The organism is Flagellimonas onchidii, assembly GCF_004804315.1.
GTDB classification, from domain to species: Bacteria; Bacteroidota; Bacteroidia; order Flavobacteriales; family Flavobacteriaceae; genus Flagellimonas; species Flagellimonas onchidii.
In genome coordinates this window covers 1-13,010 of sequence record NZ_SRXX01000030.1, presented here as the reverse complement: position 1 = coordinate 13,010, position 13,010 = coordinate 1, and the positions used below count along the sequence as shown (strand labels likewise).

Below are 13,010 nucleotides of genomic sequence, written 5' to 3'. Positions count from 1 at the left end.
AAAAATTAAATGATGAAAACGCCAAATTTTAATACTTTGTGACACTCTCTTAGGATACGTTCCTGAACATGGTTTGCTATGCTCACTTTAAACAGGAATCACTGGTTCACTTTCACAGGAATATGCACTTAGCCAAGTAATTAAGGAAATCAATGGTACCCCCTTAATACATCCTTAATCAGATATAGTATTGAAATAAATAGATGGGGGAAAGAAATTAACTACTAAATTAAGTGAAAAAACATCTTATTTTATGTTTTTTATTACAAAATGCTACACTTGAATAAAGAAACAACTTGGTAACATAAAAGCTGTTTCGGAATTGATTATTGAGTGAATTCGTGACAATTTATATCAAATCAATTCATAATACGTCAGATGACGCCGATTTTTGAGTGCAAATTGAGTGCAAATAAAAAAGACTTTAAAGAAATAAATCTTTAAAGTCTTGATTTTCAAGTGACCGCGGAGGGACAAAGTTCAAACTTTTTGAAGGAAGATATTGAAAGCATTATCAATAGATCATTTCATATCAGGAGTGATTGACTTTAATTAAAAATGGGTTTTTCCCACACAATGAAAAACTCATTCTTTTAAGAATGATGAACAGTCATGCCTTTATTACAAGTCCCGTCCCAAAAACAGATTTTCAGGTGTGCCACGAGATATTCTTGTTTTTTTGAAAAACATATTGTCTTTCTCGAGAGTCTCTTGATATGGGTACGAAGAGTAAGGTTCAATCGTTCAATCCTATTTGTGGAGTATTGGAACTGCCGATGGATTTCCCTTGGAATCAAACCGGGATAGATGTTCAATCCATCTGTATAGATTCGTTTTGGGCGAAGCAGTAAAAGTTTGTCAATGAGCGGTCTGATGCTTTCCCTGGTCTTCCTGCCTACAAAAAAACCGATGACCTGTTTTGTTTTCCTTTCAATGGCATAGGTGATCCAAACAGAGTTGGACTTGCTCCCTACAAAGCTCCATAGCTCATCAACCTCAAAACTACGGCCATGTTCCATAATTTGGGGAGGAACGGACCGCCTACCTATCTTTATGATCCTTGACAGGATCGTTTTGGCAGAGATTCCCATTACCCTTGAAATGTCCCTCACCCCACAACCTTCCCTGAGCAAGCTCTTTATCATATTGTCTACGCTTTATCTGCAGGCCGTATAACGATATGATGATTGAAAGGATTTCCACAGGATCGGCACTGGTAACGCTGCCTGCCATTTTGCTTTCCGTTTTTGACAGGCTTCCAGAACAGTTTGGACAGTAGGTTTTCTCCATCCACTAATTTACCACACAAAGATGAAAACAACCCTTGTTTTATGACATCTCCCAAATCTTTATTGCGCCAAGTGTATTCCATAATATCAAGACCAGTGATAAAACAAATTGTTTGCCACTGATTTTTAGTAGATTGTGATAGCACATTGGAATATCAACTATTTTACTACATTACCCATCTTGACAAAAAGTTATCATACACCAATGCATACATTAAATAAATATCATTACGGTAAAGACGTATTAAATACTTTACAAAAGGAGTTCTTTAACTGGATAATAGACCACAGATTCTCAAAAAGAAATTCATTGATTCTTTCCACAATCCATCCTTTCCAAATGTTGGATAAATCAAAATATATATAATTTTTAACAAAAAACACATTTATTATTTGTAAATAACAGCCTACATTTATTCATATATTTTCAACTTTTTAAAGAAAGAATTTATTATATGGATAATTGTATAGCAGCCCTAAAACTATTACTAAACCGACTTAACGTAAAATATACGCAGCAATTTATTGAGGATAACATACTCTCGCATCCTGAACACCCCAGTTTACTCTGCATATCGGATACCTTGGAGAAATACAGTATCGAGACTCTGCCTGTCAAGGTTGATGGGGAAAAATTGAAGGAACTACCCCTTCCCTGTATCGTACAACTCTCTGACAGTGGCGGCATGTTCCATCTACTGGAGCATTTTTCCGATGAAGAGGCGGTCTATCTGAATGATAAGGGCAAAACCAAAACCGTTCCATCTACAGATTTTTTGGACAGGTGGACAGGGATTTGTCTTTTGGTAGAAAGCTCAGAAACCTCTGCTGAACCGGAAATTAAAAGGAAACTCATGGAAGCAAAGGGGATGAACTTTCTAAAATGGGCTGTGGCTATTTTGTTTTCAGGCTGGATTCTGATGGAAATGGTTCAATCTTTTATTTTAGGAAGCACGCCTTATTTCCTTGGCATTATATATATGGTATTAAAACTCATTGGATTAGTAACAGGAACAATGCTTCTATGGTATGAAGTGGACAAATATAATCCTACTTTGCAAAGTTTTTGTTCGGGGTCTGGGGGAAATAAGATAAACTGCAATGCCGTCTTGGAATCCAAATATGCTAAACTATTTGATGGGCAACTAAGTTTGGGGTTGTTAGGCTTTTCCTATTTTTTTGGAACATTATCATTATTGGTCATTGCCCGTGCTTCCATTTCATCACTGACCCTTTCATCCTATCTTAGTTTGTCAGCGGTTCCAGTGATATTTGCTTCTATATACTATCAAGCAGCAATCATTAAGCAATGGTGCAGGTTCTGCATTGTGATGCAGGCAGTGTTGATGCTAGAGGTACTTGTTGTACTTATAGGTAGTTTTCACCAAGGTTCTTTCCAATTTACCGATATATCATTTTTTCTTGCTATGCTATTATTGCCCATTTTTGTATGGAAATGGCTTAAACCAGTATTGGAAGAACGCAAAGAGGCCAACTTGCACAAAAGAGGACTCAAAAAAATAAAAAACAACCCCGATGTACTCCATGGCCTTCTTTCCAAAACACGAAAAATAACCACAAGTACTGAAGGTCTGGGTATCACTTTATCCAGTGAATCGGCCAAATACAACGTCGTAAAAGTATGCAATCCTTATTGTGGTCCCTGTGCCAATGCACACCCCATCTTGGAAGAACTGCTCGAAAAAGGAAAAATCAATCTTCAGATACTCTTTAACGCCAGCACCGACAAAAATGATCGAAAAGCCAAACCGGTAGGGCATTTCCTGGCCGTCGATGCCCAAGGTGATAGAAAAAGAACACAGCGGTCATTAGATGATTGGTACTTAACCAAAGAAAAAGATTATGAGACCTTTGCCAAGAAATACCCCATGAACGGGGAACTGGAACAACAGGACACCAAGATAAAAGCTATGCGCCAATGGTGCAATGCCGAAAAAATCACTCATACCCCCACAATTTTTATTAACGGACATGAATTGCCCAAGGAATACAGTGTGGAAGATTTAAAAGAAGTTTTAGGGTAAAAAAACAAAAAACGGCCCAAGCAAACCCTGGCCATGAACGATACATTTTCGCGAAATGTGGTCACAAACCTTGGGTGACCTTAACCGTCCAGGGCAAAGTTAATTTTAATATTTGTTTTATTATGAAAAAACTGAGTTTGAAAAAACTAAAACTTTCCAAAGATGATTTGGTGCAAAAAGAGCAGTTAAAGACTGTTTTTGGGGGATACAATGGTCAGAATGAAAACAATCCTAATTGTTACGACGCATGCTTTAGTGATGCGGAATGTAGTATCTTCACGTCGTGTAGACCAGTAATAGTTTTTGGTTGTAACTGGGAATATTGCCGTTGTGTTTAGTTTTTAATTTAATCAATCTAAGCCCAACTCTCTTTTCTAGGGGTTGGGCTCTTAAATTTAAGGACTAACTCATGTAAAGATGTATCCAATGAGTTGGGGCCTGAACAATACGATGCCAAGGAATATGGAAGTGTATCTAAAATACAACATTGAAAAAATCACTCATACGATTTATATAGAAAACAAAAGCCCTTTAAGAGGTATGTGGACGAATTATAAGGAACAACCTCCGCAAGAAAAAGAAAATATGGCCCAAAACTTTGTTTTGGGCCTAGACGATACATTTTCGCGAAATGTGGTCACAAACCTTGGGTGACCTTAACCGTCCAAGGCAAATGTAATTTTTAAAATTTGTTTTAACATGAAAAAATTGAGTTTAAAAAAGCTGAACCTTTCCAAAGATGATTTGGTTCAAAAAGAACAATTAAAAACTGTTTTTGGAGGATATGGTGGATATGGAGGATGTTTTGATGATTGTAAATCTGATAGTGACTGTGGCGGTGATTGCCCGAAATGCTACTTTACTTCGGGTAATGATGGGGGTTGTGGCAGCTAATTTGTATTAATCACAAAAACAGACCTGTTGCACATTTTTTAATTTTTTTCACAAAAAAAGTGAATCTTAAGTTTCCTTTAAATGTGCAACGGGTATTTTTTAAGATTGTTATTAAAATCGAATAAAATGTTACAAAAATATTTTTTGATAATTATACTTCTGATAACTACCAAGTTTTTTTATAGTTGTTCTGAAGAAAAGAATAATCAATTTCAACTTTCCGGAAAGTTTTACGGAACAAATACAAAACAATTAATCTTGGCTTATCAAAATTCCCTAAATTATTTTGTTACAGATACAATTCCTATAAAAAATGGAAGATTTTTTGCTGAAGGAGAGATTAATGGCGCAGTTCGTGCTCGCATTCAGGGAAGTATAGAGTCTCAGAGTATGAGCGACCCAAATGTATTTCTTTTTTTTATGGAGCCTACTAAAAATTATATTTCTTTAAAAGAGAATAATTTTCAAGATGCTATTGTATCAGGGTCAAAAACACAAGAAGAATATGAAGTTCTTGAAAATAGTGTAGAACCTTTGTATTCAAAAATAGATGAATTAAAATCTGAGATGATTAGGTTGAGAAAACAAAAATTAAATGAACCCAAAAATCGTAGGCTCATTGAAAATACAATTGAATCAATAGCATTAGAATTGGAAGGTTATCGTGAGAAGATTAAAATTGAACGACTTAGTTTTTTGCAAAGTCATCCAGAATCCTATTTAAACCCGTTTTGGCTACATTTCTATTCAAGAGGGCTTTCCATGGATACTCTTAAGAGTTTATACGAGAAACTTAATCCAAGAATAAAAAATGGACTATATGGGATAAGGCTAAGAGAGAGAATGGAGCTAATTAAAAAAGCTACTATTGGTTTTAAAGCTCCCAATTTTAAAGTAGAAGACACCTATGGAAACAGGGTTAGTTTAGAAAAGTTTAAAGGCAAATATGTTTTACTGGATTTTTGGGCATCATGGTGTGCTCCATGTCTTGAAAATCATCCAATTTTAAAAAAATTATATAATCAATACAACAAAAAAGGATTGGAAATTTTAGGTGTTTCTATTGATTCTGATAAAGAGGTTTGGTTGCAAACAATACAAAAAGAAGGTTCGGATACATGGCACCACATAAATTCTTGGGATAATGAAAAACCTATTAATGAATTGTATAACATTAAACCTATTCCTGCATATGTCTTAATCGATAAAAGGGGAAGTATTGTCGGACGTTACCTTGCTGCATCAACTTCTTTAAACGATATGGATGATTTAAAATATGACTTGAAAAATTTAATTGATTAAGATTGAATTTACTTGAATTCCATAACGCAAATAATGTTAATTAATTGAAAAAAACCTTCCCATTTTATAAACAACCCGATGCCAAAGACTGTGGCCCCACATGCCTACGGATTATTGCCAAGCACTATAGTAAACTGATTTCGTTACAGGAAATCCGGGAACTCGCCGAGACCACACGGGAGGGAAGCAACCTCTTAAAACTCAGCGATGCTGCCGAGACTATTGGTTTTAAGACCATAGGTGCCAAACTCAGTTACAAACAACTGGAAGAGGTACCCATGCCCTGCATTGTTCATTGGAACAAACAACATTTTGTGGTAGTATATAAAATAAAAAAAGGGATTGTTTACATTTCAGACCCGTCTTATGGACTGATCACCTATACTGTAAAGGATTTTTTGCCCCGATGGATCGGCAACAATGCCACCGAAGATACCAAGGAAGGTATTGTGCTCTTATTGGAAACCACACCAAAGTTTAAGAAACTGCATTGGGAGGACACCGATAAAAAATCGCTCCGCTTCCTTTTCCAATATGTTTTTAAGTACAAAGGGTTACTGGTACAGTTGTGTATTGGGCTGCTGGTCGGCAGTCTGTTGCAGCTCATTTTTCCCTTTCTCACCCAGAGTATTGTGGATGTGGGCATACAGAACCAGGACATCAACTTTATCTATGTGGTGCTGGCCGCACAGGTGATGCTCTTTTTGGGGCGTACCAGTGTGGAAGTTTTCAGGAGCTGGATATTGTTGCACCTGAGCACCCGGATCAATATTTCCTTGGTCTCAGACTTCTTCATCAAACTAATGGCATTACCCATTGCCTACTTTGATACCCGTATGACCGGGGACATCATGCAACGAATCAATGATCATAGCCGTATAGAAAATCTATTGACAGGTTCCACCTTGAGTACTTTGTTTTCCATGTTCAACTTGGTGGTTTTTGGAGCAGTACTCATTTATTACAGCCCTACCATTTTTGGGATATTTGCCTTAGGGAGCATCCTTTATATCCTATGGATTCTCTATTTCTTAAAAAGACGAAAAGAACTGGACTACAAGCGGTTTTCACAATTGAGCCAGGAACAAAGTACAGTCATTGAACTAATCAATGGCATGCAGGAAATCAAGATGCACAATGCCGAAAAGCAGAAGCGTTGGAAGTGGGAGTTTGTTCAGGCAAGGCTGTTCAAAGTATCCATTCAGAGTCTCACTTTGGAACAGACGCAAGGTGTGGGTTCATCTGTCATCAATGAACTCAAGAACATTATAATCACTTTTACCTCTGCTGTTTTAGTGATTGAAGGGAATATTACACTAGGGATGATGTTATCCATACAATATATCATTGGGCAACTCAATGGCCCTATTGGTCAGATGGTAGGTTTTATCCGTTCCTATCAGGATGCCAAGATCAGTATGGAGCGTTTGGCAGAGATACATGATAAGGACGATGAAGAAAACAAAGAGAAACAACTTGTCAACAAAATAAGGTCGAATCAAGATCTGGTTCTCAAGAATATTTTCTTCAGGTATCTGGGCAGTGATGAGAACGTCATCAAAGGACTTGAGATGGAGATTCCTGCCAATAAGGTTACTGCCATCGTTGGGGCCAGTGGCAGTGGCAAGACCACTCTAATGAAGCTATTATTAAAGTTCTATGACCCTAACAAAGGTAATATCCTCTACGGGGACCAATATCTGGGCAGTATTTCACATAGGGCATGGAGAGACCACTGTGGAGTGGTCATGCAAGAGGGTTATGTGTTCAATGATACGATTGCATATAACATTGCCGTGGGACAGGACACCATTGATCAAGAACGCTTGATCAAGGCCACCAAAATTGCCAATATCTATGATTTTATACAATCACTCCCTCTCGGTTTCAACACCAAAATCGGGAACGAGGGCATTGGGGTGAGCACAGGCCAAAAACAACGATTGTTCATTGCCCGTGCGGTATATAAAGACCCTCAGTTATTGTGTTTTGATGAAGCCACTTCCGCTCTAGATGCCAAGAACGAACGGGTTATTATGGAAAATTTGAACCGGTTTTTTAAGGATAGAACAGTCATCATCATTGCCCATCGATTGAGCACGGTCAAAAATGCCGACCAGATTGTAGTGATGCATGAAGGTAAAATAATCGAATCGGGCACCCATGAAGAACTGCTGACTCAAAAAGGGGCTTACTATAATTTGGTAAAGAACCAATTGGAACTCGAAAAACTAAATACATAAAGGAAGATGCCGGAAAACCTTAATATAGAAGAACTGAACCTACGGTCGGAAGAGGTACAGGAGATATTGACCAATCCCCCAGCTTGGATCGTGCGGTGGGGCATTACCCTGATCTTTATGTTCACCATTATCATCCTGGCCCTTTCTTTTATGATCAAGTATCCCGATTTTGTGACGGCCAAGGTCATTGTTACCACGGAGCGGCCCACTGAAAGGATAGTGGCCAGATATTCTGGAGCGTTAGATTACATCTATATTGAGAATGGCGATACCGTTAAAGTCGGGCAACGCATGGCCATTATCCGAAACACTGCAAACACCCGTGATGTGTATTTTTTAAAATCCATTTTAGACACTCTCCCTTTAAAGTCCAGTGGCCTTATATTTCCCATAGGCTTAACTTCCAACCTCATACTGGGTGATATTGAGACGGCCTATATCAATTTTGAAAAGAGCTATGTGGACTATTCCCTTTTGAAGGATTTGGATCCTTACACCAACCAATTGTCGGGAAACCGCCAATCCCTAGCAGAGATAAAACTAAGGCTCAAGGACCAAATCAAGCAAAAACAAGTCTTGGAGCAAGAATACGAACTTGAAAAAAAGGATTTTGAACGGCATCAAAAACTCTATGAAAAGGGGGTTATCTCCGAGCAGGAGTTCGAGACCAAGAAACTGGAATTCCTCCAGATGGAAAAGAACATCAGCACCATGGCCATTTCCATTTCGCAAATGCGAGAAGCCATTTCCTCTGCTGGACAAACCTTGAAGAGCACCCAGATTAATAAGCAAGAGGATGATACCCGTTTTTTGGCCAATCTCTCACAGGCATACAACACCCTTAAAAAGGCCATTCGGGATTGGGAGCATACCTATGTGCTTTCTTCCTCCATTGAAGGAGTGGCAAGCTTTCAGGAATTCTGGGGCACCAATCAGTTCATTAATTCAGGAGAGGTAGTTTTTTCCATATTGCCAACCGATAAATCTACCTTGGTAGGCAAGTTGACCATCCCTTCACAAAATGCGGGCAAGGTCACCCTAAATCAAAAAGTACTCGTGAAATTGGACAACTTCCCTTACCAACAATACGGTACATTGTCCGGTAAGGTAAAGAACATATCCATATCCCCTGATAAAGAGGAAAACTATTTTGTCTATATCTCCCTTCCCAGTGGAACAATGACTTCCTATAACCGGGAACTTCCCTTTGACCAAGAACTTTTGGGCAATGCGGAAATCATCACTGAAGATCTTAGTGTAGCCGAACGAATCTTCTACAAGTTCAAAGATATTTTTAAATATTGACAGGACATTATTAACATGGATAAGCAAAAAAAATACAAAATCTCATTCTATATAGTATGTATGAACCGTTTGGACCATTTAAAACAAACACTCCACAAAAATATTGAGGACAACATATCGTATGGCAACGTGGAGTTTATACTATTGAACTACAATTCCAAAGATGGTCTGGATGAGTGGGTACAATCGGAAATGTCCCATCTTATCAAAAAGGGGACATTAAAGTACTTCAAGACAGAAGAACCTAAATATTTTTTAAGGAGTCACTCAAGGAACGTGGTGGCCAAACAGACCACGGGGGATATTATCTGCAATGTGGATGCCGACAATTTCATCGGAAAAGGTTTTGCAGATTACGTCAATGCCCAGTTTCATAAGGACGATAATATATTTTTGTCGGTCAATAAAAATGGAAACATAAAGGATTGTTACGGCAGGATATGCATGAAAAGGAAAGATTTCATGAAATTGGGAGGTTATGATGAATCAATGAAAAATTATGGCTTTGAGGATTTTGACCTTGTAAACAGATTGAAACTACTGGGGTTAAAAAACCAGTTTATTGACAACAAAGAATTTTTGACCGCCCTAAACCATGATGACGACATACGTTTGGAAAATGAGTATAATTCATCAGGAATCCAAAAAATTTATTTACGCTATATCACCCCCTCCGTTTCTGAACTTGTTTTTCATTTTATGGACAATAGAGTTTATTGGGGAAAAATTGTGGACAACAGGACCCATAATTCAGAATCCATAGAAAATCTATTCCCTGAAAATAGAAAGTTTGAATACGAATACAACCTAATGGCCAATAAATGGGAAATAGGTAATTATTCGGCGGACGGAAATACATTGTTTAAGAATTTTTGTGTCGAAGGGATTAAAAAAAATCCTGATTATGTTAAAATAACGGAACAAAAAGATTTCATGTCAATGGTGATGTTCTTTTCACAAATTGGCAACCGGATAAAGATGAAACAAAACCTGATTGAAAAAAGAATCCAGGTCAATGGAGAATCGTTTGGAGAAGGGAAAGTAGTCCAATATAAACATGTCTAAGCATATGACAGACGAAAGAAAGGAAACCGACCCTATAGATCTGTGCATTTCATTATTTTATAATAAATCGGTCTGGGATGTGTTGGTCACAAATGCAATCCGGCCGTTTGTCCAGGGAAACAAAAAAATCATCTCTTATGGAATATACATGGGTGAGACCAGGGGAGAGCATATAAAATTGGTGTTAAAAGCCGAAAAAGAAAATGCCAATGCTGTTGCTTTGGGAGCAGATACCCATTTTAAGGCATTTCTGTCCAATAACCCATCGACTAATGCCCCTATCGAAAAAAAACAAGAAGGTTTTTTTATGGATTATGGAAACAACTCCATTCAATATGGAATCTATGATGATTTTTATGACCATCCCGGCATAATAGACATAAAAAAGGGTTTCAGTGATTTTTTGATCACACTTTGTGAAAATTATGGAAGGGAGTTGGTTGATGACACCGAAGAACTCTTCATTCCATTACTCACCATTCTATATAATGCATTGCCCTATGATCATGGCGAAAAAAGAACTTTTTTTACCAAGTTCATTGAAGAAGAGCAAAAAAAATATACAGAAGAACAAGTGGAAAAGATAATGGCCACTAGTGGACAAGATTTTATGGAGAACAAGGAGGCGTTGTTGGAATATCTTGGGGAATATATAGGTAAAAAAGAATATGAAGACGCTTCTGAGATTAAATGGTGGCGGTTGATATCCACTTTTTTCCAAAAAAATTGTACGGGAATTGTGGAAAAAGATATTGTCATAGTAGGGGAAGTTCTCCTTTTATTGGTTCGGACCCTGAATATCAGAAATACAATTGGGCTTTACTCTTTGTTCACCAAAACCATTGAACATCTTTCTATTGAAGGCTCAAAAATTTAAACCAACATATTATAATCAAGAATTCATACATAGGCTTAAATTTCCAATCCCATCAATAGGTCGAACCTGGTTATTTAAAGAAATAAAAAAGCAATCCAAACAAGACAACTCTCAAAATCAAATTATGGGCAAAAGATATATTGTGATCACTACCATATTCCAACCTACCAAGGCCGTAAAGGAGTTTTCCAAGAAAGATAGTTTTGGACTTATAGTGGTCGGGGACAAAAAAACTCCCTTTGACTGGAAGGAGGACAATACTGTTTACCTATCAGTGGACGAGCAGAAAAAATGCTTTCCCAATATGGAGGAACTTTTGCCCTGCAACCATTATGCGAGGAAAAATTTGGGCTATCTACACGCAATCGACAATGGGGCCGATATCATTGTGGATACAGATGATGACAATATCCCCTATAAAGATTGGTCATTCCCAAATTTTGATGGTGATTTCTTCGAAATAAGACAACGTAGCGGGTTTGTAAATATCTATTCCCATTACTCAGACCAAAGAATATGGCCCCGTGGACTTCCATTGCACCTCATCAACTCGCCAGATGTAAAAATACACCCAAATGAATTGGACAAAAAGGAGGTGACGGTAGGAGTGTGGCAGGGGCTGGCCGATCAAGATCCCGATGTTGATGCTGTCTATAGATTGGTGGACAATGTCCCATGTATCTTCAAGAAGAACGGAAACATCGTGCTGCCCACGGGCACACTATCACCGTTCAATTCACAGAACACCGCTTTTAGAAAAGAGCTTTTTCCATTGCTGTACATTCCTTCCACGGTCACCATGCGCTTTTCGGATATATTGCGAGGATTGGTCGCCCAGCCCATCATGTGGGCCCATGGCTATCAATTGGGAATCAATGAGGCCACGGTATACCAAGAAAGGAACGAGCACAATCTAATGAAGGATTTTGAACAGGAGATTCCCTGTTACCTATATGCTGAAAGAACAGTTGAAATTGTAAAAAAAGCCATCAAGTCCAATCATACCATAGCTACAAACTTGATGAACGCATACCAAGCCCTGGAAAAGAACAATATTGTATCATCAAGGGAATTACATGTTCTGGGGGCATGGTTGGAAAGTCTTCAAAACAACCTATGTGATTAATCGTGCGTAGGCATTATATACTTGACTAAAAGAGGAAATACCTATTCCAGATTTATCATCCAATAGTGTCATCCCCAATATGGCAAGTTGATTGATTTGTGTTTCCTTATCGTTTTTGGTCATTGAATATAGTTTGCCCATTATCTCATTTGCCGTAATATAGACCTTTTGTATTAACAAGTCTCTTTCTGCCAATATCTCTGGAAGCTCATTGGCCAAACAATTATTGTAGCATATGGCCCCGTAAACTTCATTGTCTAGCAATAAATGTTGGTATTGATCTATGATGTTTTTAGAAGCAATTTCTTTATGCAGTGTTGCCTGAAATTTTTCTATATCGGCCTGTAATGGCACATCAAAATCCATGTCGTTTCCATTGCATTGAGATATGAAATGATAAAAAAGGGAAAGTATCAAGGGCCTCCCCATTGAAAGATCACATGGAATATTTATTATTTTTTGGACTGTTTTAAAAAGATATCGGAGAATTTCGGGACTTCTTGATTCTTTCTTTGCCAGTCCGGCCCTTCCCCTTAAATAAAATCCCATTCCTAAAAAATCCAATAGGCCATGAACTGACCCAAGATCGGATTCTATTTTTTGGTCCATTTCCCTGAATACCATAGCATCCAATTTTGATAAGGTGTCATCAAGCTCATCAAACTCAAAAAAACCTTCTTCGATAAATTTTACCAGCCCCCAGCCTATTCCCAAGCTTCCTTGATAAAAATCGGTGGGGGGATCCCCTTCTTCTGAAAATTCATTTATCAATATTTCTCCAAATTTTTCCAATGCAAAATTTGTATAAAACTCTTTACCATATATCTTTCCATATTTGAACAGAAAATAGAGCAATGGTAGTTT

The 13,010-nt window shown here is 37.8% G+C and carries 11 protein-coding genes and 1 pseudogene; 10 read left to right on the top strand and 2 right to left on the bottom strand.

The window, feature by feature from the left end:
* Positions 1-593: 593 nt before the first annotated feature.
* Positions 594-1,290: pseudogene (locus E4661_RS18370) on the bottom strand (IS1 family transposase).
* Between the two features lie 454 nt (positions 1,291-1,744).
* On the opposite strand from E4661_RS18370, the gene E4661_RS18360 reads away from it, so the two are divergent.
* The 10 genes from E4661_RS18360 to E4661_RS18315 all read left to right on the top strand — a co-directional run bounded on the left by E4661_RS18360 (position 1,745) and on the right by E4661_RS18315 (position 12,146).
* Positions 1,745-3,334 (top strand): vitamin K epoxide reductase family protein, encoded by a 1,590-nt coding sequence (locus tag E4661_RS18360; RefSeq protein ID WP_136468925.1) that lies wholly within the window; start codon positions 1,745-1,747, stop codon positions 3,332-3,334.
* A 122-nt stretch (positions 3,335-3,456) separates the two neighbouring features.
* Positions 3,457-3,672, top strand: coding sequence for a hypothetical protein (locus E4661_RS18355; RefSeq protein WP_136468924.1), 216 nt, complete (start codon positions 3,457-3,459; stop codon positions 3,670-3,672).
* 79 nt (positions 3,673-3,751) lie between these two features.
* Positions 3,752-3,988, top strand: coding sequence for a hypothetical protein (locus E4661_RS18350; RefSeq protein ID WP_136468923.1), 237 nt, complete (start codon positions 3,752-3,754; stop codon positions 3,986-3,988).
* A 45-nt stretch (positions 3,989-4,033) separates the two neighbouring features.
* Positions 4,034-4,228: a hypothetical protein gene (locus tag E4661_RS18345; protein WP_136468922.1), complete on the top strand. Its 195-nt coding sequence runs from the start codon at positions 4,034-4,036 to the stop codon at positions 4,226-4,228.
* A 126-nt stretch (positions 4,229-4,354) separates the two neighbouring features.
* Positions 4,355-5,530, top strand: coding sequence for a TlpA disulfide reductase family protein (locus tag E4661_RS18340; RefSeq protein ID WP_168796429.1), 1,176 nt, complete (start codon positions 4,355-4,357; stop codon positions 5,528-5,530).
* A gap of 44 nt (positions 5,531-5,574) precedes the next feature.
* Positions 5,575-7,773: a peptidase domain-containing ABC transporter gene (locus E4661_RS18335; RefSeq protein WP_136468920.1), complete on the top strand. Its 2,199-nt coding sequence runs from the start codon at positions 5,575-5,577 to the stop codon at positions 7,771-7,773.
* 6 nt (positions 7,774-7,779) lie between these two features.
* Positions 7,780-9,078 carry an HlyD family secretion protein gene (locus tag E4661_RS18330; protein WP_136468919.1) on the top strand — a complete coding sequence of 433 codons (1,299 nt, stop codon included), beginning with the start codon at positions 7,780-7,782 and terminating at the stop codon, positions 9,076-9,078.
* A gap of 15 nt (positions 9,079-9,093) precedes the next feature.
* Entirely contained in the window at positions 9,094-10,143 is a 1,050-nt protein-coding gene (locus tag E4661_RS18325) for a glycosyltransferase family 2 protein (protein WP_136468918.1), read from the top strand.
* A 4-nt stretch (positions 10,144-10,147) separates the two neighbouring features.
* Entirely contained in the window at positions 10,148-11,020 is an 873-nt protein-coding gene (locus tag E4661_RS18320; RefSeq protein WP_136468917.1) for a hypothetical protein, read from the top strand.
* A 124-nt stretch (positions 11,021-11,144) separates the two neighbouring features.
* Positions 11,145-12,146, top strand: coding sequence for a DUF288 domain-containing protein (locus E4661_RS18315; protein WP_136468916.1), 1,002 nt, complete (start codon positions 11,145-11,147; stop codon positions 12,144-12,146).
* Here the strand turns inward: E4661_RS18315 and E4661_RS19180 are convergent.
* A partial coding sequence (locus E4661_RS19180; RefSeq protein WP_168796427.1) for a hypothetical protein occupies positions 12,135-13,010 on the bottom strand: 876 nt, incomplete at its 5' end. The genes E4661_RS18315 and E4661_RS19180 overlap by 12 nt on opposite strands.